Genomic DNA, 24,543 nt, shown 5'->3' on the forward strand with positions numbered 1-24,543 from the left:
CGCGTGTGCCCCCTCGGTCACAGTCGCTTGACTCCCTTGATCCGTCCGGCCCGTGAGGCCCGGGAGCGGGCCGCCTTCACCCGCAGGCCGCCTCGCTGGTTGCCGATGCGCAGGCCCGTGCCCGAGGACAGCCAGCCGGAGGTGACGTCGCCGCTGCCCGCGGGCTCCGCGAGCGGATCGCTGTCGGCGCGTCTCGCCAGGGCCATGATCAGCGGCACGGTGAACGGCGCGAGCAGCAGGTCGTACAGGACGGCGGTGAACAGCAGCGAGACCAGGCCGACATGGCGGGCCGCGGTGTCGCCCACCAGGGCGCCGACCATCGCGTACAGCATGGTCGAGCCGACGGCCGCGACGACGACACCGACCATCGGGCCGGCGGCCGATTTGATCGGGCCGGTCTCGGGGCGCAGCAGACCCGCCGCGTAGCCGATGACGCAGAGCACGAGGGCGTAGCGGCCGACCGCGTGGTCGGCCGGCGGGGCGAGGTCGGCGAGGAGCCCCGCGCCGAAGCCGATGAGGGCGCCGCTGACGTGTCCGTAGACGAAGGCCAGCCCGAGGACGGTGAGCAGGACCAGGTCGGGGACGGCGCCGGGGAGCTGGAGACGGGCGAGTACGGAGACCTGGACGACCAGGGCGACGACGACGAGGGTGACGGAGAGCAGCATCCGGTTGATTCGCATGGGCTCTACCTCTCGTCGTTCTGGGCGGTGTCCTGGCCGTCACCCGGCTGCTGCTCGCCGTCCCTGGGGGGCGCGGACGGGGTCACCGTCACGGTGACTGTCGGCACGGGCTTGGGCCTGGGCTTGGCCGGCAGGACCATGTCGCGGGGGTCCTCGCGCGGGGGCTGGACGACGACACCGACGATGTCGAGCTTGCTGAAGCCGACGTACGGACGGACGTAGACGTTGCGCGTGAGGTCGCCGCCGGCCGGATCCACCCGGACGACCTCGCCGACCGGGACGCCGGGGACGAACGGCTTGTCGGCCTGCGACCCGAAGGTGACGAGGCGGTCGCCGGGCTTGACCTTGGCCTTGCCGTTGAGCATCTGGACCAGGAGCGGGCGGTCGCCCTGACCGGTGGCGAAGCCGAGTTCGTCGGTCTTCTCCATCCGGGTGCCGACGGTGAAGTCCGGGTCGCTGGCGAGGAGTACGGTCGCGGTCTCCGGGCCGACGGTGGTGACGCGGCCGACGAGCCCGGCGCCGTTCAGTACGGTCATGTCGCGCTGGATGCCGTCGCGGGAACCGGCGTCGATGGTGACGGTCCAGGAGAAGCCCTGCGCGGCTCCTATGGCGATGACCTCGGCGCCCTTGATGCCGTACTGGCCCGAGCCGGCCGTCTTGAGCATGCTGTCGAGCTCGCGGATCCGGCTCTGGTTGCGCGCGTCGCTGCCGAGCCTCGCCTTGAGCGCCGCGTTCTCCTGCTCCAGGCGGGCGATCCGGCTGTGGCGCTCGCCGGAGTCGCGAACGGCTCCTATGGCGTTGCCGATCGGGTCGACGGCTGCCGCGACGCCGTTCTCGACCGGTCCGAAGACCGTGGCCGCGGCCTGCCGGGCGCCGTCGACCGGTGACTCCTCGCCGCCGCGGATGTCCACCGTGATCAGTGCGAAAGCGATGGCGATCAGCAGCACCAGGAGCAGCCGGCTCTCTCGTGTGTCCCTCACGTGCGGCGGCCGTGCCTTCCTCGTAGGAATGTTCTTGTGTTGGTTCGGTTGTTTTGTGCCGTTATATCAACGATCCGCCGTACGGGTCGGGCAGGGGCCATACGGGCGGTCCCCCCAGGACCACGGGGCCCTGGGGGGACGCCGGTACACCTCTAGCGGCGGGGCTGGGCGTCCAGAACCTGCTGGAGCGCCTCGAACTCCTCCACGCATTTGCCCGATCCGAGCGCCACCGAGTCCAGCGGGTCCTCGGCGATGTGGATCGGCATTCCCGTCTCGCGGCGGAGCCGCTCGTCGAGGCCGCGCAGCAGGGCGCCGCCACCCGTGAGAACGATGCCACGGTCCATCACGTCACCCGAGAGCTCCGGCGGGCACTTGTCCAGGGTCGTCTTGACCGCGTCGACGATGGCGTTGACCGGCTCCTCGATGGCCTTGCGGACCTCGGCGGCGGAGATGACCACGGTCTTGGGCAGACCGGAGACGAGGTCACGGCCGCGGATCTCGGTGTGCTCGTCCTTGTCGAGGTCGTACGCCGAGCCGATGGTGATCTTGATCTGCTCGGCGGTGCGCTCACCGAGGAGGAGCGAGTACTCCTTCTTGATGTGCTGGATGATCGCGTTGTCCAGCTCGTCACCGGCGACCCGGATGGACTGTGCCGTGACGATTCCGCCGAGGGAGATGACGGCGACCTCGGTGGTGCCGCCGCCGATGTCGACGACCATGTTGCCGGTGGCCTCGTGGACGGGGAGGCCCGAGCCGATGGCCGCGGCCATGGGCTCCTCGATGATGTGCACCTGACGGGCGCCGGCCTGCGTGGAGGCCTCGATGACGGCGCGGCGCTCCACTCCGGTGATGCCGGAGGGCACGCAGACGACGACCCTCGGGCGGGCCAGGTAGCGGCGCTTGTGGATCTTGAGGATGAAGTAGCGGAGCATCCGCTCCGTGATCTCGAAGTCGGCGATCACGCCGTCCTTCAGCGGCCGGACGGCGACGATGTTGCCCGGTGTCCGGCCGATCATCTTCTTGGCCTCGGCCCCGACCGCCAGGATGCCGCCGGTGTTGGTGTTGATCGCGACGACAGACGGCTCGTTCAGAACGATGCCGCGCCCCCTGACGTACACCAGCGTGTTGGCAGTCCCGAGGTCGATAGCCATGTCACGGCCGATGAACGACATTGAGTTCCCCTTGTTTCCCATGAGGATGCGTCGGGCCTTCCCAAATCGAGCGTTGATGGCTTCTCAGGCAGGCGAGGTGGGTGCGAGGTGGCTGCTGTGGCGTGGAGGCTTCATCGTAGTGCCGCCCCCACGCACACGGCGCGGTGGATCCACCTCTGTATAGCTGACGTGGTGTTGGGGCGATGCGTTCCCGGTCAGCGCGTTCCTATACCGAAGGGCGACCGAAATTCCTTCGGTCGCCCCAGGTCATGAGCGCTGTTCGGCTGACGCCAGGTCAGGAAAGGCCAGGAAAGAAAATCTTCAGTTCCCGAATGGCGGACTCCTCGGAGTCCGAGGCGTGGATCAGGTTCTCCCGGACGATGGTGCCGAAGTCGCCCCGGATGGAGCCGGGCGCTGCGGCGATCGGGTCGGTCGGACCCGCCAGCTGGCGTACACCTTCGATGACCCGCTCGCCGTCGACGACGAGCGCGACGACCGGGCCGGAGGACATGAAGGCGACCAGCGGCTCGTAGAACGGCTTGCCCTTGTGCTCGCCGTAGTGCTGCTCCAGGGTCTCCTGGTCCAGGTGGCGAAGCTCCAGCGCGCTGATGGTCCAGCCGGCCTTCCGCTCGATGCGGCCGATGATCTCGCCGATCAGGCCGCGGCGTACGGCGTCGGGCTTGAGCAGGACGAGCGTGCGCTGGCTCACGGTACGGGCTCCTTCATGTGCGGATGCAGGACCTGCCGCGTGGGGGTGCGACGGCAGGCACTCAGAGGCTACAGGGCTTCCCCCTGCGCCGATTACGCAGCGTCAGGCTCAGCGGAAGCCTCGGCGGCGGCCTGGGCCTCGGCCCAGCGGGCCTTGGTCGCGTCGATCTGCCGCCCGTAATGCACCGACGCCCACCACAGACCGGCGAAGACCAGCCCCAGGAAGAACATCACCGGCACCACGAAGCCGCTGATCACCAGCAGGATCTGGAGCGCCCAGCCCAGCTGGACCCCACCCGGACGGGTGAGCATCCCGCAGAGCAGCACGGACAGCAGCATGCCGACGCCACAGACCGTCCAGACCGTGCTCATGGCCAGGCTGTCGTCCTTCATCGCCACGAGACCGCCGAAACCGATCACGAAGAATTCACCGATCAGCGTGGATGCACAGAGCGTACGCATCGGGGTCAGCGCCTCCCCAGGAGCAGCCGGGCCTCGCCGACCGTGATGACGGAACCGGTCACGAGCACGCCCGCGCCGGCGTACTCGTCCTCCTCCTCGGCCAGGGTGATCGCCGCCTCCAGCGCGTCGTCCAGACGCGGCTCGACCACGACCCGCTCATCGCCGAAGACCTCGACCGCGACGGCCGCCAGCTCGTCCACGTCCATGGCGCGGTGGCTGGAGTTCGCCGTGACCACGATCTCCGCGAAGATCGGCTCGAAGGCCTCCAGGAGACCCCGGACGTCCTTGTCGCCGCTGGAGCCGACCACACCGATCAGGCGGGAGAAGCCGAAGGACTCGGTGATGCCGTCGGCGGCCGCGCGGGCCCCCGCGGGGTTGTGCGCGGCGTCCAGGACGATGGTGGGGCTGCGGCGGACCACCTCCAGCCGGCCGGGCGAGACCACCGACGCGAACGCCTTGCGGACGGTGTCCATGTCGAGCGTGCGGGCCTGCTGCGCCCCGATCCCGAAGAACGCCTCGACCGCGGCGAGCGCCACCGCCGCGTTGTGCGCCTGGTGCGCCCCGTACAGCGGGAGGAAGATCTCCTCGTACTCGCCGCCGAGGCCGCGCAGCGTCACCAGCTGGCCGCCGACCGCGATCTCGCGCCCGACGACACCGAACTCCATGCCCTCGCGGGCCACCGTCGCGTCCACCTCGACGGCCTTCTTCAGCATCACCTGTGCCGCGTCGACCGGCTGCTGCGCGAGGATCACGGTCGCGCCCGGCTTGATGATCCCGGACTTCTCCCCCGCGATCTCACCGGGCGTGGAGCCCAGCCGGTCCGTGTGGTCCAGATCGATCGGGGTGACGACGGCGACCGACGCGTCGATCACGTTCGTCGCGTCCCAGCTGCCGCCCATACCCACCTCGACGACCGCCACGTCCACCGGAGCGTCCGCGAACGCGGCGTACGCCATACCGGTGAGGACCTCGAAGAAGGAGAGCCGGAACTCCTGCCCCCCGTCGACCATCTCGACGTACGGCTTGATGTCGTTGTACGTCTCGATGAAGCCCTCGGCGCTGATCGGGGCGCCGTCCAGGCTGATCCGCTCGGTGATCGACTGGACGTGCGGCGAGGTGTACCGGCCGGTGCGCAGCTCGAAGGCGGAGAGCAGGGCCTCGATCATCCGGGCCGTGGACGTCTTGCCGTTGGTCCCGGTGATGTGGATCGAGGGGTACGCGCGCTGCGGCTCGCCCAGCACGTCCATCAGGGCCGCGATGCGCGCCACCGACGGCTCCAGCTTGGTCTCGCCCCACCGGGTGGCGAGGTCCGCCTCGACCTCGCGCAGCGCCTTGTCCACCTCGGGATCGGCGGGCCGGGCGGGCACGGCGTCAGCCTGGAGGGCACCGGACTGGGCGCGCAGGGTGCGGCTTCCGGCCTCGATCACCGCCAGGTCGGGGTCACGGGACGTCTGCGCTTCCACGATGTCGTCGAAGTCGTCGTCGAAGCTGTCACTTGCCGGGGGCTGCTCACTCACAGGCCCAGTCTACGGAGCCCCACCGACAACCCCGGGCACGGCTCCACCCAGGACCGTCCGCCGCCGGTCGGGAGCGTCCGGGCAGACGAAAGGGCCCCGGTACCGGTCGGTCGGTTCCGGGGCCCTTCCGGGTCTACAGTCGCACACGCATCCGCGTGACGCCCGCTCGCTCGCTACGCCTTCGGCAGCCGCTCGAGCTGCGCCCCGATACGGGCGATGTCCTCGTCGGCCTTCGCCAGCCGCGTACGGATCTTGTCGACCACGTTGTCCGGCGCCTTGGCCAGGAAGGCCTCGTTGCCGAGCTTCCCCTGCGCCTGGGCCTTCTCCTTCTCGGCGGCCGCCAGGTCCTTGGCGAGCCGCTTCCGCTCGGCGACGACATCGATCGTGCCGGACAGATCGAGCGCCACCTCGGCGCCGGCGACCGGCAGCGAGGCGGTGGCGGCGAAGCCCTCGCCCTCCGGCTGGAGGCGCAGCAGCTGGCGGATGGCGGGCTCGTGCGGGGCGAGCGGCGTGCCGGTCAGGGTGAGACGGGCCGGGACCTTCTGCCCGGGCTGGAGCCCCTGGTCGGAACGGAACCGGCGGACCTCGGTGACGACCCGCTGGACGAGCTCGATCTCACGCTCGGCGGCGTCGTCACGGAAGCCACTGTCCTCGGGCCAGTCGGCGATGACGAGGGACTCGCCGCCGGTGAGGGTGGTCCAGAGCGTCTCGGTGACGAACGGGACGACCGGGTGCAGCAGACGCAGGGCGACGTCGAGGACCTCGCCCAGGACGCGTCCGGAGACCCGGGCCTGCTCGCCGCCCTCGAAGAAGGTCGTCTTGGACAGCTCGACGTACCAGTCGAAGACCTCGTCCCACGCGAAGTGGTAGAGGGCGTCGGACAGCTTCGAGAACTGGTAGTCCTCGTAGTACGCGTCGACCTCGGCGACCGTCTTGTTGAGACGGGAGAGGATCCACCGGTCGGTGGCGGACATCTGCGACGGCTCGGGCAGCGGGCCGTCGACCGTCGCGCCGTTCATCAGCGCGAAGCGCGTCGCGTTCCAGATCTTGTTGGCGAAGTTCCGGGACGCCTGGACCCAGTCCTCGCCGATCGGGACGTCGACGCCCGGGTTGGCGCCGCGGGCCAGCGTGAAGCGGACGGCGTCGGAGCCGTAGGTGTCCATCCAGTCCAGCGGGTTGACCGCGTTGCCGAAGGACTTCGACATCTTCTTGCCGAACTGGTCACGGACCATGCCGTGCAGGGCGATGGTGTGGAACGGCGGGGTGCCGTCCATCGCGTAGAGGCCGAACATCATCATCCTGGCGACCCAGAAGAAGAGGATGTCGTAGCCGGTGACCAGGACGGAGTTCGGGTAGAACTTCGCCAGGCTCTCGGTCTGCTCGGGCCAGCCGAGGGTGGAGAAGGGCCACAGGCCGGAGGAGAACCAGGTGTCGAGGACATCGGTGTCCTGGTGCCAGCCCTCGCCCGTGGGCGGCTGCTCGTCGGGGCCGACGCAGACGACCTCGCCGTTCGGGCCGTACCAGACCGGAATGCGGTGGCCCCACCAGAGCTGGCGCGAGATGCACCAGTCGTGGAGGTTGTCGACCCAGTCGAAGTACCGCTTCTCCATCTCCTGGGGGTGGATCTTGACCTTCCCGTCGCGGACCGCGTCACCGGCGGCCTTGGCGAGCGGGCCGACCTTGACCCACCACTGCATCGACAGACGCGGCTCGATGGTGGTCTTGCAGCGCGAGCAGTGGCCGACGGAGTGGACGTACGGGCGCTTCTCGGCGACGATCCGGCCGTCGGCGCGGAGCGCGGCGACGATGGCGGAGCGGGCCTCCAGCCGGTCCAGGCCCTGGAAGGGGCCGTGGACCGTGATGACGGCGTGCTCGTCCATGACGGCGATGTTCGGCAGGTTGTGACGCTGACCGATCTCGAAGTCGTTCGGGTCGTGCGCGGGAGTCACCTTGACCGCGCCGGTGCCGAATTCGGGGTCGACGTGCTCGTCGGCGACGACCGGGATACGGCGGCCGGTGAGCGGCAGCTCGATCTCGGTACCGACCAGGTGCCGGTAGCGGTCGTCGTCCGGGTGGACGGCGACAGCCGTGTCTCCGAGCATGGTCTCGGCGCGGGTCGTGGCGACGACGATGGCGTTGTCGCCCTCGCCGTAGCGGATCGAGACCAGCTCGCCGTCGTCGTCCTGGTATTCGACCTCGATGTCCGAAATGGCCGTCAGACAGCGCGGGCACCAGTTGATGATGCGCTCGGCGCGGTAGATCAGCTCGTCGTCGTACAGCTTCTTGAAGATGGTCTGGACGGCCTGGGACAGGCCCTCGTCCATCGTGAACCGCTCACGGGACCAGTCGACGCCGTCGCCCAGACGCCGCATCTGGCCGGAGATCTGGCCGCCGGACTCGCCCTTCCACTGCCAGACACGCTCGACGAACGCCTCACGCCCCAGATCATGGCGGGACTTGCCCTCCTTGGCGAGCTCGCGCTCCACGACGTTCTGCGTGGCGATGCCCGCGTGGTCCATGCCCGGCTGCCACAGCGTCTCGTACCCCTGCATCCGCTTGCGGCGGGTCAGGGCGTCGATCAGCGTGTGCTCGAAGGCGTGGCCCAGGTGCAGGCTGCCCGTGACGTTCGGCGGCGGGATGACGATCGTGTACGGCGGCTTCTCGCTCTTCGCGTCCGCTTCGAAGTAACCGCGCTCTACCCAGCGCTCGTACAGCTTCCCCTCTACCTCGGCCGGCGCGTACTGGGTCGGCAGTTCGGGAGTGGCTGCTGTCTGCTGCTGAGTGTTCTCGGTCACGGGCTCAGTTTAGGGGTGTCACAGGGCCGTACTGAAACGGGAATGTTCCGTAACGGTGTGACCCCCACCGCCCTCGGCGATGACGGCCTGCGACAGGATGTTCGGAAAGCATAAGTATCTGGAGGGGAACGCCTCAATGAGCTACAACCAGCCGGGCCCGTACGGCGGTCAGCCCCAGCAGCCCGGACCGTACGGTCAGCCGGGCCCTTACGGCCAGCAGCCGCAGGCGCCCCAGCCCGGCTACGGATATCCGCAGCAGGCTCCGCAGGGTGTGCCGCCGCAGCAGCCGTACGGGTACCCGCAGCAGCAGCAGCCCCAGCAGCCCGGTCCGTACGGGCAGGCCCCGCAGCCGCCGTACGGCCAGCAGCCCCCCTACGGCGCCCCCGGCGGATACCCGCCGCCGGCCGGCAAGAAGAAGACCGGTCTGATCGTCGGCATCGCCGTCGCGGCGGTCGCCGCGGTGGCCGTGGGCGCGTACTTCATGGTCGGCGGCGGCAGCGGCTCGGTCGCCGATGACGGCAAGAAGTACCAGCTCACGACGCCGGAGACGGTGGCGACGGAGTACAAGAAGGAGTCCTCCAAGTCCGAGGAAGCCGACGCCGAGGACACCAAGGACGCGGCCAAGTGGGGCGTGAAGAACCCCAAGAACGTCACTGGCTCCTACAAGTCGGGGACCGGCCAGACGGCGAAGAACCTGCAGCTCAGTGGTGTCTACGGGGAGATCGAGGACCCGGAGAAGGTCGTCGACGCCATGTTCGCCGAGATGCAGAAGAAGTCCGACGAGGGCAAGGACGAGAAGGTCAAGCTCGTCGGTAGCCCCCAGGAGTTCGAGCCCGCCGGATTCGAGAACGGCGTCATGAAGTGCCAGGAGGCCGAGTACTCGGTACCCGGCGGTGGCAGCGGTCTGACGCCCAAGAGCTTCAAGATGCCGCTGTGCATCTGGGGTGACCACAGCACGCTCGCGTACGTCATTCAGTCCGACCCGGCGGCCATCATGGCCGGCACGTCCACGCCGCTGTCGGACGCGGCCGCGCTGACGGCGAAGGTCCGCAACGACGCCCGGGTCGAGATCAAGTAGTCACCGGGACCGCTCAACACGCAGAGGAGCCCGGCCAGTTGGAGGGACTGGCCGGGCTCCTCTCTTGGGCTGTGATCAGGCCGACTTCTCGTGGCGGCCGTCGTTCTTCACGATGCGCGGCACCAGCGTCGGGTTGACGTTGTTGTGGACGACGTCCGCCGTGATGACGACCCGGGCCACGTCCTTGCGGGACGGGACTTCGTACATCACCGACATCAGGACCTCTTCCATGATGGCCCGCAGGCCACGCGCGCCGGTGCCGCGGAGGATCGCCTGGTCGGCGATGGCCTCCAGGGCCGGGCGGTCGAAGTCCAGCTCCACACCGTCGAGTTCGAAGAGGCGCTGGTACTGCTTCACCAGGGCGTTGCGGGGCTCCACCAGGATCTGGAGGAGGGCCTCGCGGTCCAGGTTGTGGACGGAGGTGAGGACGGGGAGACGGCCGATGAACTCGGGGATCATCCCGAACTTCACCAGGTCCTCCGGCATGACCTCCTGGAACTGGTCGCTCGCCTCGATCTCCCGCTTGGAGCGGATCGTCGCGCCGAAGCCGATGCCCTTCGCGCCGGCCCGCGACTCGATGATCTTCTCCAGGCCGGCGAAGGCGCCGCCCACGATGAACAGCACGTTCGTCGTGTCGATCTGGATGAATTCCTGGTGGGGGTGCTTGCGCCCGCCCTGGGGCGGAACGGAGGCGGTGGTGCCCTCCAGGATCTTCAGCAGGGCCTGCTGCACGCCCTCGCCGCTCACATCGCGGGTGATCGACGGGTTTTCGCTCTTACGGGCGACCTTGTCGATCTCGTCGATGTAGATGATCCCGGTCTCGGCCTTCTTGACGTCGTAGTCGGCCGCCTGGATCAGCTTGAGCAGGATGTTCTCGACGTCCTCGCCGACATAGCCCGCCTCCGTGAGCGCCGTCGCGTCGGCGATGGCGAACGGGACGTTGAGCATGCGGGCGAGCGTCTGGGCCAGCAGCGTCTTGCCGGAGCCGGTGGGGCCCAGCAGGAGGATGTTGGACTTCGCCAGTTCGATGGCGTCGTCCCGGCCCTGCGCGCCGCCGTTCTCGCCGGCCTGGACGCGCTTGTAGTGGTTGTACACCGCGACCGAGAGGGCCTTCTTCGCGGGCTCCTGCCCGACGACGTACCCCTCAAGGAACTCGTAGATCTCGCGCGGCTTGGGAAGTTCCTCCCACCGCACCTCGGAGGTCTCGGCGAGCTCCTCCTCGATGATCTCGTTGCAGAGGTCGATGCACTCATCGCAGATGTACACACCGGGGCCTGCGATGAGCTTCTTCACCTGCTTCTGGCTCTTTCCGCAGAACGAGCACTTGAGCAGGTCGCCGCCATCACCGATGCGTGCCACGAGGTGCTTCCCCTTCGCCTGGGAGCAGCTTGGTTCAGCCAGCTCCTGGTGCCATATCCGACGGTACCTTGCCGAGCCCCCCGTTCGGGCCCCCCTTGGCGCGGTTCACTTTGACGTGTGCACCGCGCCAAGGGCGCCGGCTGTGTGCCCGAGCCCGGGTCAGGCCGCTGAGGCCACGTTCTTGCGGGTAGAGACGATCTGGTCGACGAGGCCGTAGGCCAGGGCGTCCTCGGCCGTCAGGATCTTGTCGCGCTCGATGTCGTCGCGGATCTTCTCGATCGGCGTCGAGGAGTGCTTGGCCAGCATCTCCTCCAGCTGCGTACGCATCCGGAGGATCTCGTTGGCCGCGATCTCCAGGTCGGAGAGCTGCTCACGCCCGGTGCCGCCCGAGGGCTGGTGGATCAGCACGCGGGCGTTGGGCAGGGCCATCCGCTTGCCGGGCGTACCGGCGGCGAGGAGCACAGCCGCGGCGGAGGCCGCCTGGCCCATGCAGACCGTCTGGATGTCGGGCTTCACGAACTGCATGGTGTCGTAGATGGCCGTCAGCGCGGTGAACGAGCCACCGGGGCTGTTGATGTAGATCGAGATGTCGCGGTCCGGGTCCATCGACTCCAGGCACAGCAGCTGCGCCATGACGTCGTTGGCGGAGGCGTCGTCGATCTGCACGCCGAGGAAGATCACGCGCTCCTCGAACAGCTTCGCGTACGGGTCGTACTCGCGCACGCCCTGCGAGGTGCGCTCGACGAAGCGCGGGACGACATACCGGTTGTCCACCTGGGGGCCGGTGTAGAGGCCGCTCGCGGAGGCTCCGGGGAGGCCGGGGAAGTTGCTCATGTGGGTGTTCACCATCCTGGTGGCGTTCGGCGGGCTGGGGTTCGGTGCTGGGGGTCCGGGGAGCCTCAGGCGCCGGTGCCGCCGCCGCCCGGAACGTTCGAAGCGGCAGAGATGATCTCGTCGATGAGGCCGTAGTCCTTGGCCTCCTCCGCGGTGAACCAGCGGTCGCGGTCGCCGTCGCGGATGATCGCCTCGACGGTCTGGCCGGAGTGGTGCGCGGTGATCTCGGCCATGCGCCTCTTCGTACGGAGGAGGTACTCGGCCTGGATCTTGATGTCCGATGCGGTGCCGCCGATACCCGCGGAGCCCTGGTGCATCAGGATGTCGGTGTTCGGCAGCGCGAAGCGCTTGCCGCTGGAGCCACCGGTGAGCAGGAACTGGCCCATCGAGGCCGCCATGCCCATACCGATGGTCACGACGTCGTTGGGGATGTACTGCATGGTGTCGTAGATGGCCATGCCGGCCGTCACCGAGCCACCGGGGCTGTTGATGTAGAGGTAGATGTCCTTGTCCGGGTCGGCGGCCAGGAGGAGCATCTGCGCCGTGATCTTGTTGGCGATCTCGTCGTCGACCTGCTGGCCGAGGAAGATGATGCGCTCACCGAGCAGCCGGTTGTAGACATGGTCGCCGAGGCCACCACCGATGGACGGCTCACCCGCGGCGTAAGGCATCAGATTCGTCACGTATCCACCTGCTCGTCTCTGACGGCTCCGGCCGTCTCAGCGTCTCGTACTGGGGGCGGGTACGACCCTGCCCTCGTATTCATGGACCCTAACGCGCTGGTCGGCGGGCGCCATCCCGCTTCCCGAACTGTTCGCTGGGAGCGCAAGGTAGTTGGGGCGCCCAGGGGGCCCTGGAGGGGCCGTACGGGCCCCGCGGCGTTCCCAGTGGGCTCCGGGGCCCGACGGGCCGCACAGGGGCCCTGGAGTACGGGCACGGGCCCGGACGCACAGCGGTGCGTCCGGGCCCGTGGGGCAGATCAGTGCGAGGCTCAGGCCTCGGACTTCTCCTCGGCCGCGGCGTCACCCTCGACAGCGGCCTCGGCCGCGTCGGCGGCGGCCTCGGTCTCCTCGTCGTCCTCCAGCTCGACCGGCTCACCGTTGGTGTCGACGACCTTGGCGGCCTCGACGACGACCGCGAGGGCCTTGCCGCGGGCGACCTCGCCGACGAGCATCGGCACCTGGCCACCCTCGACGACGGCCTGGGCGAACTGGTCCGGGCTCATGCCTGAGGAGGCGGCGCGGCGCATGAGGTGCTCGGTGAGCTCCTCCTGGCTGACGTTCAGCTTCTCCTTGTTGACGAGCTCGTCGAGGATGAACTGCGTCTTGATGCCCTTGACCGCCTGCTCCTTGGTCTCGGCGTCGAACTCTTCCTCGCTCTTGCCCTGGATCTCCAGGTACTTGGCGAGGTCGAGGCCCATCTGGCCGAGCTGGTGGTGCTCAAGGTTGTGCTTGCGGGTGTTGACCTCGTCCTCGAGGAGCTTCTCGGGGATCGGCACCTCGGCCAGCTTCAGCAGCTCGTCGAGGACGCGCTCCTGGGCCTGGGTGGCCTGGTCGAACTGCTTCATGTTCTCGAGGCGCTTGCGGCTGTCGGCCTTCAGCTCGTCGAGGGTGTCGAACTCGGACGCCATCTGCGCGAAGTCGTCGTCGAGCTCGGGGAGCTCACGGGCGGCGACGGCGGTGACCTTGACCGTGACCTCGGCGTCCTTGCCCTCGGCGGAGCCGCCCTTCAGCTGCGAGGTGAAGGTGGCCTCGCCGCCGGCCTCCAGGCCGGTGACGGCCTCGTCGATGCCCTCGAGGAGCTCGCCGGAACCGATGGTGTACTGCACACCCTCGGCGACACCGTCGGGGAGGATTTCGCCGTCGACCTTGGCCTCCAGGTCGAGGGTGACGACGTCACCCTCGGCGGCGGCGCGCTCGACCGGGTTGGTGGAGGCGAAGCGCTCGCGGAGCTGCTCCACGGACTTCTCGACGTCCTCGTCGCTGACCTCGACCGCGTCCACGGTGACCTCGATGCCGGAGTAGTCCGGGATCTCGATCGTCGGGCGGATGTCGACCTCGGCGGTGAAGGCCAGCGTCTCGCCGTCCTTCAGCTCGGTGATGTCGACCTCGGGCTGGCCCAGCGGGTTGAGCTCGGCCTCGTTGACCGCCTCGGTGTAGAACTTCGGGAGCGCGTCGTTGACGGCCTCCTCCAGCACCGCACCACGGCCGAACCGCTGGTCGATCACACGAGCCGGGATCTTGCCCTTACGGAAGCCCTTGACCGTGACCTGCTGGTTGATCTTCTTGTACGCCGCGTCGAGGCTGTCCTTGAGCTCCTCGAAGGGCACCTCGACAGTGAGCCGAACCCGAGTCGGGTTCAGGGTCTCCACGGCGCTCTTCACGGTTCGGTCTCCTTGGTGGCTGATTCTTGGATTCTGCTGGGCCCCGCATGGTGGCGGTCCAGCCGATCGGCCCCGGTCAGAGAGACACACGGGCACGCAGCTTGCATAGTAGCCGCAAGCGGGATGAGGCCCACAATGTGATCTTGGTTGCGCTCATGATCATGGTGGTCGGGGTGGCGGGATTTGAACCCACGGCCTTCCGCTCCCAAAGCGGACGCGCTACCAAGCTGCGCCACACCCCGTCGGTGCGACACGTAGGGTACATGCACGCGGACTGTGCGACGCCCTCCCGGAAAGGGTGTGCGTCGACCGCCTGGGACCCGCTACGATGCTGTCCGTGCCGCGGCCCTTGTGACCTGCGGCGCGATGCTTGCGGGCGTAGCTCAATGGTAGAGCCCTAGTCTTCCAAACTAGCTACGCGGGTTCGATTCCCGTCGCCCGCTCTTCACACCTCCGGCCCGGTGGACTCAGTCCACCGGGCCGGAGGTCTTTCGCATGCCGGAACAGCGCCGGAACAAGGCGGCCGCGCGCCCGGCTCCCGTCGGAGCCGGGGCGTCAGAACTTAATCGAGTTGATGGTCTGCGCTATCGAGTTGAGGAAGCGCTGGATGTCGTCGGCCATGCCCGTGGAGGCCAGGAAGAACCCGAAGAGAGCCGCGACGACGGCGGGGCCGGCTTTGAGGGAGCCTCCGCGGATCAGCACCACGAGGACGATCGCCAAAAGAAGCACCACAGACAGTGAAAGGACCACAACTGATCACACCCTCGGTCGGTCCGCCTTGCCGGCCCGGGAGCGCACGCCACAGCACACCCCCGCTGCCCCCCATCGTGCCACCAACCTCCCTGTGAGCGCTGCCGGGTGACGAATCATCGGCGTATGGATCACGCCACACGGCGGGGCCGCCGCCGAGGCCGGACGGGCGCGCGGCGGTCCGCCGGCGCGTCGGCGGCGGAAATCGTCACGGGAATTCGGCTTGATCGTTTCCCTCCGGGCACATGTCCGTCACAGGAAATTCGCAGGCATGAGGCGGCCCAATTCCACTGCGCGAACGCTTGACGGACAAGCGGCGCCCACGCGAAGCAGTATGCACCCTTTAAGAGAGATTAATCGGGGCATAGGGGGCGTTTGGTGGCGGTGTCAGATGTGAATGGACAGCGCCGGAACGGCGTTTTACGAAATCCTTCGGGCGCCACTAGGGTGCCGGAATGTTGTACGCCCCCCACGGAATTCAGACGACCCCGCTCACGATTCAGCCCGCACGGAACTCCCGGGACGCCTACTTCGACAACGCCAAGTACCTGGCGATCGTGCTGGTCGCGGTGGCGCACGCCTGGGAGCCGGTGATGGACGGCAGCCGGGCCACCCGGGCGCTGTACATGCTCGTCTACACCTTCCACATGCCCGCGTTCATCGTCATCTCCGGTTACTTCTCACGGAGTTTCAGCGGGCGTCCCGAGCAGATCAGACGGCTGGTGACCGGGCTCGTCGTGCCCTATGTCGTCTTCGAGGTGGCGTACTCGCTGTTCCGGCGCTGGGCCGGGGGCACCCCCGGGCAGCCGCTCAGCCTCACCGATCCCTTCTATCTGACGTGGTTCCTGGCGGCGCTCTTCGTCTGGCGGCTGTCGACGCCGCTGTGGCTCTCGGTACGCCGGCCGCTGCCGATCGCGTTGGCCGTCGCCGCACTGGGCTCCCTGACCCCCGGGATCGGGGACGACTTCGATCTGCGCCGCGTCCTGCAGTTCCTGCCGTTCTTCGTGCTGGGCCTGTGCCTGCGGCCCGAGCACTTCCAGCTGCTGCGGCGGCGCGAGGCGCGGATGCTGGCCGTGCCGGTCGTCGCCGTCGCGGCGGTCGTCGCGTACGCCGTGACGCCCCGGCTCCAGCTGGGCTGGTTCTACCGCGCCAGCAGCGCCGAGGAGCTGGGGGCGCCCTGGTGGAGCGGGCCGGTGATGACGCTGGTGCTCTTCGGCTGCGCGCTGCTGCTCACGGCGGCGTTCCTGGCGTGGGTGCCCGGGCGCACGACCTGGTTCACGGTGCTGGGCGCGGGGACCATCTGCGGGTACCTGCTGCACGGGTTCCTGGTGAAGGGCGTGGAGTACGCGCACCTCGCCGGGGACCACCCGTGGCTCTCCTCGCCGGCCGGGCTGGTCGTCGTCTCGGTGGCGGCGGCCGGGGCGGTGACCCTGCTCTGTACGCCTCCGGTGCGCCGCGCGCTGCGGTGCGTGACGGAGCCCCGGATGGAGTGGGCCTTCCGCCGGGACGTCAGCCGGACGTGAGGCCGAGCAGCTCGCGGACCCGGGCGTACTTGGACGTCAGCTTGGCCCTGGTCGCCTCGTCGAGCAGGGCGAGGCGCCCGGGGTCGGAGTTGTGCGCGAGGTCGGCCTCCTTGATGAGCAGCGCGCCGGGGGTGGCGAGGATGCGACGGGTGTAGGACTCCAGGTCCTCGCCGTCGTGCTTGGAGACGGCGAGGATCATGTCCTTGACCTCGCGCGGCAGCTGGGCGTCGGCCAGCCATTCGGGCGACAGCTTGTCGTCCTCGATCGCGTCGTGCAGCCAGGCCGCCGCGATCTGGTCGTCGCTGCCGCCGCGGGCCCGTACGCCGTCGGCGACGGCCTGGATGTGCTCGGTGTAGGGACGACCGGACTTGTCCTTCTGGTCGGCGTGGGCCGTGCGGGCGATGGCCTCGACCTGGGCGAGCGTGAGGTTCGGCATGGAGGTCAGCGTAGGCCGCGCGGGGCGCCCGCGCCGGTGGGGACGCCCGTCCCGGTGGAAGGGGCCGGTGCGCCCTATGCCTCGCGCGAGATCAGCAGCAGGGCCCGGTCGTCGTTGACGTCCTTGGCGCAGGCCTCGATCAGGTGCCAGGCGGCGCCCTCGAAGCCGGCGGTGACATAGCGGTCCGCCTCGCCGGTCAGGCGGTCGATGCCCTCGGCGATGTCGCGGTCGGCCGACTCGACCAGTCCGTCGGTGAAGAGCATGAGGACGTCGCCGGGGCGCAGGGAGCCCTTCACCGGGTGGAAGTCCGCGCCGTCGTAGACGCCGAGGAGGGGCCCCTCCCCGGCCTTCTCCTCCCAGCGGCCGCTGCCCGCGTGCAGCTGGAGCGCCGGGAGGTGGCCGGCGGAAAGGAGTTCGTAGTCCCCGGAGTCGAGGTCCAGGACGAGGTGGATGGAGGTGGCGAACCCCTCGTCCCAGTCCTGGCGCAGCAGGTAGCCGTTGGCGGCGGAGAGGAAGCCGTGCGGGGGCAGTGAGCCCAGCAGTCCGCCGAAGGCGCCGGAGAGCAGCAGGGCGCGGGAGCCCGCGTCCATACCCTTGCCGGACACGTCGGTGAGGACGACCTCCAGGGTCCGGCCGCCGTTGGTTCGGGCGGCGACGACGAAGTCGCCCGAGAAGGACTGGCCTCCGGCCGGCCGTAGCGCCATCTCCCGGTGCCAGCCCTTCGGCAGGCGCGGGAGGGCGCTCTGGACCCTGATCCGCTCGCGGAGGTCGAAGAGCATGGTGCCGCCGCGTCTCCATGGCACGCCGACCCTGGCCCGGAACTGCGCGATCAGCAGCCCGAACAGTCCGCACGCGGCGACCACCAGGACCGTGCCGGGTGTCACTCTCCCGGGTCCCTGGGTGTAGGGGCCGAGCGCTATCGACTCCACGATCAGCGCGCCCGCCGCCGCCGCGTACAGACCGAGCAGACTGGCGGGCCGCAGCAGCAGTCCGCCCGCGACGATCGGCAGGACGAGAGCGGTGGGCGAGCACCAGACCGGCATCGCGATCGTGCCGCAGGTGATGGCGGGGACGGTGAGCAGCAGGCCGGCCAGGGCGATCCAGTCCGAGCCGTCGCCGCGGAAGTAGTCGACTCCCGATTTGCGCAGCGTGATGCGGGCCCGGTGCGTCGTTCTGCGCAACCGGGCCGTGTACGAGTCCACTCCCGCGCTACCGGCCATTGGCCTGGACCCTATCCACCCGTCCGGCTCCCGCGCAGGGGGACCCCCGTGACATTGCGTTCGAAATCGGGTCGCCCCGGCCCTCGGACCCCTGGTAGGCATGGCATATGACGACAGAACTGCGGGTCCTGCGGCCTGCCGAGTGGGACCAGTGGTACGGACAGCTGGAACTCGCGTTCGGTGGGGTCGCGGAGCATCCACAGGAGCGCGAGCTGTGGCAGTCGCTCACCGAGCACGAGCGCTCGATCGGTGTGTGGGACGGCGACGTGTGCGTCGGTACGGCCGGCGCGTTCTCGTTCGGACTCTCGGTTCCGGGTGGCGCGGTGGTGCCGACGGCCGGGGTGACGATGGTGAGCGTGGCGGCCACCCACCGCAGACGCTCGCTGCTCACCTCGATGATGCGGCGTCAGCTCGATGACGTACGCGCGGGGGGTGAGCCGCTCGCCGTGCTGACGGCGTCCGAGCCGGAGATCTACGGTCGGTACGGATACGGCATCGGCACCTGGCAGTTGCGCGCCGACATCGACACGGCCCGGGTGCGGCTCACGGTCCCCGAGGGCACGGACGCCGTCTCCCTGCGCCAGGTCGTACCGGTCGAGGCGGGGCCCGCCTGCGAGGCGGTGTACGCGGCGCTGGTCCCCCGGCGCCCCGGGATGCTGGAGCGCCGGCCCGGCTGGGAGCGGCTGCCGCTGCTGGACCCGCCGGAGGGGCGCGAGGGCGCGTCGCCGTTGCAGTGCGTCCTGGCCGAGCGGGACGGCGAGACCGTCGGGTTCGCGCTGTACGCCATCAAGCCGGAGTGGGACGCGGCCGGCCCCAGGGGCACGGTGATCCTGCACGACATCGGCGCGCTGGACCCGGCGGCGGACGGGGCGCTGTGGCGGTTCCTGTTCGGGATCGATCTGACCTCGACCCTCCAGGTCGTCGGCCGCCCGGTGGACGACGCGTGGCAGCACATGGTTTCCGACCTGCGGCGGTGCAGGCCGCGGCTGCGCGACAGCCTGCACGTACGGCTGGTGGAGGTGGGCGCCGCGCTGGAGGCCCGTACGTATCAGACGCCCGTGGATGTGGTGCTGGAGGTGACGGACGGCTTCTGCCCGTGGAACGAGGGCCGTTGGCGGCTGACCGGGGACGCGAAAGGGGCGTCCTGCGCGCGGACCGAGGAGGCGGCCGATCTGGCGCTGTCGGTACGGGAGTTGGGCGCCGCGTATCTGGGCGGGGTCTCGCTGGCCTCGCTGGCGGCCGCGGGCCGGGTGCGGGAGCTTCGCGGGGGCGCGCTGGCGGAGGCGTCGATCGCCTTCGGCTCTCCGGTGGCACCCTGGTTGCCGCACGGCTTCTGAGCCGGCGCGGCCGTCCCGAGCGCCCCGGCCACGGCTAACGCCGCTGGCACCCCGGGCACCAGAAGAGATTGCGGGCGGCGAGACCGGCGGTGCGGATCTCGCCACCACAGAGATGACAGGGCATGGCCGCCCTGCGGTACACGTAGACCTCGCCGCCGTGGTCGTCGACGCGCGGCGGCCTCCCCATGGCCTCCGGGGTGTGCTCGGGGCGGACGGTGTCGATGCGGTTGTTCCGTACGCCTTCCCGCATCAGCGCCACCAGATCGGCCCACAGGGCGGCCCACTCGCGCTCGGTGAGGTCCTTGCCCGGGCGGTACGGGTCGATGCCGTGCCGGAAGAGCACCTCGGCGCGGTACACGTTGCCGACGCCGGCGATGACCTTCTGGTCCATGAGGAGCGCGGCGATCGTGGTGCGGCTCCGCGAGATCCGCTGCCAGGCCTTGCCGGGGTCGTCGCCCGCGCGGAGCGGGTCGGGCCCGAGGCGGTCGTGTATCGCGTGCTTCTCGGGTCCGGTGATCAGGGCGCAGGTGGTCGGCCCGCGCAGATCGGCGTAGTGGTCGCCGTTGACGAGGCGCAGCCGGACGGTGTCCGTGGGGGGCGGGGCCGGAGTCGTACCGAAGCCGAGCTTGCCGAAGAGACCGAGGTGGATGTGGACCCAGCCGGTGTCCTCGAAGCCGAGGAAGAGGTGCTTGCCGTGGGCGTCGACGCCGTCGAGGACCCGGCCGTCGAGAAGGGCCGCGCTGTCGGAGAACTTGCCCTGCGGACTGGTGACGCGCACGGGCCACCCGGCGAAGCGGGCGAGATGGTCCTCGGCGAGGCGGTGGATCGTATGCCCCTCGGGCACGGCTGCTCTCCTGGACGACGGGACGGCATGGCCGTGCCGCCGGGGGAACCGGCGGCACGGGGTGGGGCGGGTCAGCCCTGCTGCGGGTGGTGGGCCGGGATCGGGGGGAGCTCGCCGGTGGTCTCGTACGCCGAGAGCATCTCGATGCGGCGGGTGTGACGCTCCTCACCGGAGTACGGCGTGCTGAGGAAGATCTCCACGAACTTGGTGGACTCCTCCAGCGAGTGCATCCGGCCGCCGATCGCGACGACGTTGGCGTTGTTGTGCTCGCGGCCGAGAGCGGCGGTCTGCTCGCTCCAGGCCAGCGCCGCGCGGACGCCCTTGACCTTGTTCGCGGCGATCTGCTCGCCGTTGCCGGAGCCGCCGATCACGATGCCCAGCGCGTCCGGGTCCGCGGCCGTCTTCTCGGCGGCACGCAGGCAGAACGGCGGGTAGTCGTCCTGGGCGTCGTAGATGTGGGGACCACAGTCGACGGGCTCGTGCCCGTGGGCCGTCAGCCACTCGACGAGGTGGTTCTTGAGTTCGTAGCCGGCATGGTCGGAGCCGAGGTACACGCGCATGGGTCCGAGTGTGGCACGGCGGGGGCCGGGTAGCGGTCAGCGGGGTCGGGACGTCCGCCCTCGCATCACGATCCGGATTCGGGACTTCCGGCCTCTCCGGGTCTCGGGTTTCAATGCACGGGCTCGTAACCCGAGTGCCCTCCAGACGTAAGGATTCGTCCATGACCTCGCAGCCGACCCTGCAGAAGGAAGGCGTAGGCACCGGTGAACCCGGTACTCCGCAGTCCTCCGACGGTCTCAAGGCCGGCCTGAAAAACCGCCATCTGTCCATGATCGCCATCGGTGGCGTGATCGGCGCGGGCCTCTTCGTCGGCTCCTCCGGCGGCATCGCCAAGGCCGGTCCCGGCATCCTCGTGTCGTACGCACTCGTCGGCGCGCTGGTCGTCTTCGTGATGCGGATGCTCGGCGAGATGGCGGCCGCGAGCCCGAACTCCGGCTCCTTCTCGGCGTACGCCGACCGCGCGCTCGGCCGCTGGGCGGGCTTCTCCATCGGCTGGCTGTACTGGTTCTTCTGGGTCGTCGTGCTGGCGGTCGAGGCGACCGCGGGCGCGGTGATCCTCGAGGGCTGGGTTCCGGCCGTTCCGCAGTGGGCCTGGGCGCTGATCGTGATGGTCGTGCTGACGGCGACCAACCTCGCGTCGGTGTCGTCCTACGGCGAGTTCGAGTTCTGGTTCGCGGGCATCAAGGTCGTCGCCATCGGCGGCTTCGTGATCATCGGCCTGCTGGCCGTGTTCGGCATACTGCCCGGCTCCGACAACCCCGGCGCGGGCTTCGCGCACCTCACGGACGCCGGTGGATTCCTGCCCAACGGCGCGGGCGCCATCCTCACCGGTGTGCTGATGGTGGTCTTCTCGTTCATGGGCAGCGAGATCGTCACGCTCGCCGCCGGCGAGTCCGAGGACCCGCGGCGCGCGGTCACCAAGGCCACCAACAGCGTGATCTGGCGCATCGCTGTCTTCTACCTGGGCTCGATCCTCGTCGTCCTGACCCTGCTGCCGTGGAACGACAAGTCGATCGTCGAGAAGGGCTCGTACGTCGCGGCCCTGGACTCCATCGGCATCCCGCACGCCGGCCAGATCATGAACGTGATCGTGCTGACGGCCGTGCTCTCCTGCCTCAACTCCGGCCTCTACACGGCCTCCCGCATGGCGTTCTCGCTGGGCGAGCGCGGTGACGCGCCGAAGGTCTTCGCCAAGGTCAACGCCAAGGGCGTGCCGATGGCCGCCATCCTGGCCTCGGTCGTCTTCGGTTTCGCCGCCGTGTACTTCAACTACGCGTTCAAGGACACGGTCTTCGACTTCCTCCTGAACTCCTCCGGTGCCGTCGCGCTCTTCGTCTGGCTGGTGATCTGCTTCACCCAGCTGCGGATGCGCGGGATCCTGCTCCGCGAGGCGCCGGAGAAGCTGACCGTGCGGATGTGGCTCTTCCCGTATCTGACCTGGGCGACCGCCGCGATGATCACGTTCGTTCTGGGCTACATGCTCTACGACGACGAGAACCGCAAGGTGGTGCTGCTGTCGCTGCTGGTCGCGGCCGTCGTGCTGGTCATCGGCCTGGTGCTCGACCGCACCCGCAAGGCCGGCGTCGAGGCCTGATCACCAAGGCTTGATTCCTGACGGCGGACGTCAGGTACCGGCGAAAGGCTCTCCGTGCACACCGAGTGGACGGAGAGCCTTTTTTCGCGTCAGCCGTTGCGGCCGAGCAGCTTCCAGGTGGTCGGCAGGATGCCCATGGCCAGCGCCGCCTTGAGGGCGTCGCCGATGAGGAACGGCGCCAGACCGAGAGCGACCGCCTGAGACAGCGTCATCCCGGTGGCCAGCGCGAGGTACGGCACACCGACGGCGTAGATGATCAGGGAGCCGAGCGCCATCGTGCCGGCCGTGCGGAGCACGGAGCGGTCGGCGCCGCGGCGGGCGAGCGCGCCCACGACGGTCGAGGCGAGGAGCATGCCGAGGACGTAGCCGAAGGACGGCATGCCGAATCCCGAGGTGGCCTGGGCGAACCACGGCACACCTGCCATGCCGGCGAGCACGTACAGCGCGAGGGAGAGGAATCCCCGGCGGGCGCCGAGCGCGGTGCCGACGAGCAGGGCCGCGAACGTCTGCCCGGTGACCGGGACCGGCGAGCCGTGGATCGTCACGGAGATCTGCGCGGCGACGCCGGTGAGCGCGGCGCCGCCGAGGACCAGCGCGATGTCGCGGGTGCGGCTGGCGGGCAGCAGGTCGGCCAGAACCACGCCGGGACGGACGGGGGCGGCTGCAGTGCTCATCGGTGTACTCCGTGAGGGTGAGGGGCGGGACGGACGAGTTGACGGTAGCCCCGCGGTGAACGACCGATCACCATCAGTCGCGTACAAAGCGGGGGTTGGGTCCTTCATGGAGACCCAACAAAGGCCCGCCGGTCAGTACCGTTTCGCGTGACGCTCGTCACTGGGGAGGACATGGCTGGTAGTCCCTTTTGCGCCAAGGGACGGTCAGCAGAGAGACTGTGGGGTCTCCATAAATCCCCCCGAGAGTACGAGTACATGCGCGACACCTCGTTGGCCCCTGAGCCGGAACCGCTCTCCCACGGCCTGAAGCAGCGTCACCTGACCATGCTGGGCCTCGGCGGGGTCATCGGCGCCGGCCTGTTCGTGGGCTCGGGCGCCGGGATCGCGGTCGCCGGACCCGGCATCGTCGTGTCGTATCTGATCGCGGGCGCCCTCGCGATGCTGATCATGCGGATGCTCGGCGAGATGTCGTCGGCGATGCCCGCGTCCGGCGCCTTCTCGGTGCACGCGGAACGCGCGCTGGGCCGCTGGGCGGGCTTCTCCGTCGGCTGGCTGTACTGGTTCCTGCTGGTGGTGGTCCTGGCGGTGGAGGCGACCGGCGCCGCGAAGATCGCGAACGGATGGGTGCCGGGTGTCCCGCAGTGGACCTGGGTGCTCGTCTTCATGGTGGTGTTCACCCTCACCAACCTGGCCGCGGTGAAGAACTTCGGCGAGTTCGAGTTCTGGTTCGCGGCCCTGAAGGTCGGCGCGATCGTCCTCTTCCTCGTCCTGGGCGTGCTCGCCGTCCTCGGAGTTCTGCCGGACACCGAACCGGTCGGGACGGCCAATCTGACCGGGCGGGGCGGCTTCCTGCCGAACGGCTGGGAGGGCGTGACCTCCGGCGTCCTCGTCGTCGTCTTCGCCTTCGGCGGCCTGGAGGTCGTGACCATCGCGGCCGCGGAGTCGAAGGACCCGGCCCGCAACGTGGCCCGCGCCGTGCGCAGCGCGGTCTGGCGCATCCTCTTCTTCTACGTCGGCTCGATGCTCGTCATCGTGACCCTGTTGCCCTGGACGTCGATCACGCCGGGCCAGAGCCCGTACGTGGCCGTCCTCGACAGCATCGGAGTCCCCGCGGCCGGCCAGATCATGAACGTCGTCATCTTCGTGGCACTGCTGTCCGCGCTGAACGCCAACCTCTACGGCTCCTCCCGGATGGTCTTCTCGCTGGCCGAGCGGGGCGAGGCGCCGAAGGGGCTGCTGAGGGTGTCCGGGGGCGGTGTTCCGCGGCGGGCGGTGCTCGCGTCCGTGGCCTTCGGATTCGTCTCCGTCCTGCTCAATCTGAAGTGGCCGGATTCCGTCTTCCTCTACATGCTCAACGCGGTGGGGGCGGTACTGCTGTTCGTGTGGGGGCTCATCGCCCTCTCGCAGCTGAGGCTGCGCCGCCGGATCGAGCGGGAGGCGCCCGAGACGCTCACCCTGAGGATGTGGGGCTTCCCCTGGCTGACCTGGACGGCGCTGGCGGCGATGGGGGCCGTACTGGTCCTGATGCTGACCGACGACGCCGCCCGGCCACAGGTGTTGTGGTCGGGTGCCGCGACGGGCGCCGTGCTGCTGGTCGCCGCCGGACGCGAACTGCGCGCGAGGCGTGGGTGAGTCTTCACTTTGTGTGAAGATCGTG

22 protein-coding genes and 2 tRNA genes are annotated in these 24,543 nt (G+C 69.3%); 6 read left to right on the forward strand and 18 right to left on the reverse strand.

What is annotated here, in order from left to right; genetic code table 11:
• Positions 1-17 precede the first annotated feature (17 nt).
• The 7 genes from mreD to ACZ7J0_RS07620 form a co-directional block, all read right to left on the reverse strand.
• Positions 18-680: a rod shape-determining protein MreD gene (gene mreD / locus ACZ7J0_RS07590; protein WP_470884926.1), complete on the reverse strand. Its 663-nt coding sequence runs from the start codon at positions 678-680 to the stop codon at positions 18-20.
• 5 nt (positions 681-685) lie between these two features.
• A complete protein-coding gene (gene mreC, locus ACZ7J0_RS07595) occupies positions 686-1,660 on the reverse strand; it encodes a rod shape-determining protein MreC (RefSeq protein WP_470884927.1) in 975 nt (324 codons plus the stop codon).
• 152 nt (positions 1,661-1,812) lie between these two features.
• Positions 1,813-2,832: a rod shape-determining protein gene (locus tag ACZ7J0_RS07600; RefSeq protein WP_030317599.1), complete on the reverse strand. Its 1,020-nt coding sequence runs from the start codon at positions 2,830-2,832 to the stop codon at positions 1,813-1,815.
• A 274-nt stretch (positions 2,833-3,106) separates the two neighbouring features.
• On the reverse strand, positions 3,107-3,520 hold the full coding sequence (gene ndk, locus ACZ7J0_RS07605; protein WP_468705927.1) for a nucleoside-diphosphate kinase: 414 nt from the start codon (positions 3,518-3,520) through the stop codon (positions 3,107-3,109).
• A gap of 92 nt (positions 3,521-3,612) precedes the next feature.
• On the reverse strand, positions 3,613-3,981 hold the full coding sequence (locus tag ACZ7J0_RS07610; RefSeq protein WP_470884930.1) for a DUF4233 domain-containing protein: 369 nt from the start codon (positions 3,979-3,981) through the stop codon (positions 3,613-3,615).
• A 5-nt stretch (positions 3,982-3,986) separates the two neighbouring features.
• Positions 3,987-5,498: a bifunctional tetrahydrofolate synthase/dihydrofolate synthase gene (gene folC, locus ACZ7J0_RS07615; protein ID WP_470884931.1), complete on the reverse strand. Its 1,512-nt coding sequence runs from the start codon at positions 5,496-5,498 to the stop codon at positions 3,987-3,989.
• 173 nt (positions 5,499-5,671) lie between these two features.
• On the reverse strand, positions 5,672-8,293 hold the full coding sequence (locus tag ACZ7J0_RS07620; RefSeq protein ID WP_470884933.1) for a valine--tRNA ligase: 2,622 nt from the start codon (positions 8,291-8,293) through the stop codon (positions 5,672-5,674).
• 136 nt (positions 8,294-8,429) lie between these two features.
• Between ACZ7J0_RS07620 and ACZ7J0_RS07625 the strand changes: the two genes are divergently transcribed.
• A complete protein-coding gene (locus ACZ7J0_RS07625; RefSeq protein ID WP_470884935.1) occupies positions 8,430-9,371 on the forward strand; it encodes a hypothetical protein in 942 nt (313 codons plus the stop codon).
• A 75-nt stretch (positions 9,372-9,446) separates the two neighbouring features.
• Here ACZ7J0_RS07625 and clpX read toward each other — a convergent pair whose 3' ends face one another.
• The 5 genes from clpX to ACZ7J0_RS07650 form a co-directional block, all read right to left on the reverse strand.
• A complete protein-coding gene (gene clpX, locus ACZ7J0_RS07630) occupies positions 9,447-10,730 on the reverse strand; it encodes an ATP-dependent Clp protease ATP-binding subunit ClpX (RefSeq protein ID WP_147978018.1) in 1,284 nt (427 codons plus the stop codon).
• A 159-nt stretch (positions 10,731-10,889) separates the two neighbouring features.
• Positions 10,890-11,579, reverse strand: a complete 690-nt coding sequence (locus tag ACZ7J0_RS07635; RefSeq protein WP_469118534.1) for an ATP-dependent Clp protease proteolytic subunit — start codon at positions 11,577-11,579, stop codon at positions 10,890-10,892.
• A 50-nt stretch (positions 11,580-11,629) separates the two neighbouring features.
• Positions 11,630-12,235: an ATP-dependent Clp protease proteolytic subunit gene (locus ACZ7J0_RS07640; protein ID WP_470885173.1), complete on the reverse strand. Its 606-nt coding sequence runs from the start codon at positions 12,233-12,235 to the stop codon at positions 11,630-11,632.
• Positions 12,236-12,555: 320 nt separating this feature from the next.
• Positions 12,556-13,947 (reverse strand): trigger factor, encoded by a 1,392-nt coding sequence (tig, locus tag ACZ7J0_RS07645; RefSeq protein WP_470884937.1) that lies wholly within the window; start codon positions 13,945-13,947, stop codon positions 12,556-12,558.
• 165 nt (positions 13,948-14,112) lie between these two features.
• A tRNA-Pro gene (locus ACZ7J0_RS07650) sits at positions 14,113-14,189 on the reverse strand.
• 130 nt (positions 14,190-14,319) lie between these two features.
• On the opposite strand from ACZ7J0_RS07650, the gene ACZ7J0_RS07655 reads away from it, so the two are divergent.
• Positions 14,320-14,390, forward strand: a tRNA-Gly gene (locus ACZ7J0_RS07655).
• 112 nt (positions 14,391-14,502) lie between these two features.
• Here ACZ7J0_RS07655 and ACZ7J0_RS07660 read toward each other — a convergent pair.
• Positions 14,503-14,697: a hypothetical protein gene (locus tag ACZ7J0_RS07660; RefSeq protein WP_028797525.1), complete on the reverse strand. Its 195-nt coding sequence runs from the start codon at positions 14,695-14,697 to the stop codon at positions 14,503-14,505.
• Between the two features lie 455 nt (positions 14,698-15,152).
• On the opposite strand from ACZ7J0_RS07660, the gene ACZ7J0_RS07665 reads away from it, so the two are divergent.
• The gene (locus ACZ7J0_RS07665; protein WP_470884939.1) at positions 15,153-16,220 is read left to right on the forward strand and encodes an acyltransferase family protein; all 1,068 of its coding nucleotides are present in this window, start codon (positions 15,153-15,155) and stop codon (positions 16,218-16,220) included.
• Here ACZ7J0_RS07665 and ACZ7J0_RS07670 read toward each other — a convergent pair.
• On the reverse strand, positions 16,207-16,656 hold the full coding sequence (locus ACZ7J0_RS07670) for an HD domain-containing protein (protein WP_470884941.1): 450 nt from the start codon (positions 16,654-16,656) through the stop codon (positions 16,207-16,209). The genes ACZ7J0_RS07665 and ACZ7J0_RS07670 overlap by 14 nt on opposite strands.
• A gap of 74 nt (positions 16,657-16,730) precedes the next feature.
• Positions 16,731-17,876 (reverse strand): PP2C family protein-serine/threonine phosphatase, encoded by a 1,146-nt coding sequence (locus ACZ7J0_RS07675; protein WP_469118539.1) that lies wholly within the window; start codon positions 17,874-17,876, stop codon positions 16,731-16,733.
• A 107-nt stretch (positions 17,877-17,983) separates the two neighbouring features.
• Between ACZ7J0_RS07675 and ACZ7J0_RS07680 the strand changes: the two genes are divergently transcribed.
• A complete protein-coding gene (locus ACZ7J0_RS07680) occupies positions 17,984-19,213 on the forward strand; it encodes a GNAT family N-acetyltransferase (protein ID WP_470884943.1) in 1,230 nt (409 codons plus the stop codon).
• A 34-nt stretch (positions 19,214-19,247) separates the two neighbouring features.
• Here ACZ7J0_RS07680 and ACZ7J0_RS07685 read toward each other — a convergent pair whose 3' ends face one another.
• Complete coding sequence (locus ACZ7J0_RS07685; protein ID WP_470884945.1) at positions 19,248-20,057, reverse strand: Fpg/Nei family DNA glycosylase; 810 nt, start codon at positions 20,055-20,057, stop codon at positions 19,248-19,250.
• A 71-nt stretch (positions 20,058-20,128) separates the two neighbouring features.
• Positions 20,129-20,617 (reverse strand): ribose-5-phosphate isomerase, encoded by a 489-nt coding sequence (locus ACZ7J0_RS07690; RefSeq protein ID WP_468705959.1) that lies wholly within the window; start codon positions 20,615-20,617, stop codon positions 20,129-20,131.
• 161 nt (positions 20,618-20,778) lie between these two features.
• Here ACZ7J0_RS07690 and ACZ7J0_RS07695 point away from each other — a divergent pair, with 161 nt between their 5' ends.
• Positions 20,779-22,212, forward strand: coding sequence for an amino acid permease (locus ACZ7J0_RS07695; RefSeq protein ID WP_470884947.1), 1,434 nt, complete (start codon positions 20,779-20,781; stop codon positions 22,210-22,212).
• Between the two features lie 89 nt (positions 22,213-22,301).
• On the opposite strand, the gene ACZ7J0_RS07700 is transcribed toward ACZ7J0_RS07695, so the two are convergent.
• Positions 22,302-22,886, reverse strand: coding sequence for a biotin transporter BioY (locus ACZ7J0_RS07700; RefSeq protein ID WP_470884948.1), 585 nt, complete (start codon positions 22,884-22,886; stop codon positions 22,302-22,304).
• Positions 22,887-23,141: 255 nt separating this feature from the next.
• Between ACZ7J0_RS07700 and ACZ7J0_RS07705 the strand changes: the two genes are divergently transcribed.
• A complete protein-coding gene (locus ACZ7J0_RS07705; protein ID WP_470884950.1) occupies positions 23,142-24,518 on the forward strand; it encodes an amino acid permease in 1,377 nt (458 codons plus the stop codon).
• Positions 24,519-24,543: the final 25 nt, after the last annotated feature.

This window comes from Streptomyces sp. NPDC038280 (assembly GCF_055600045.1).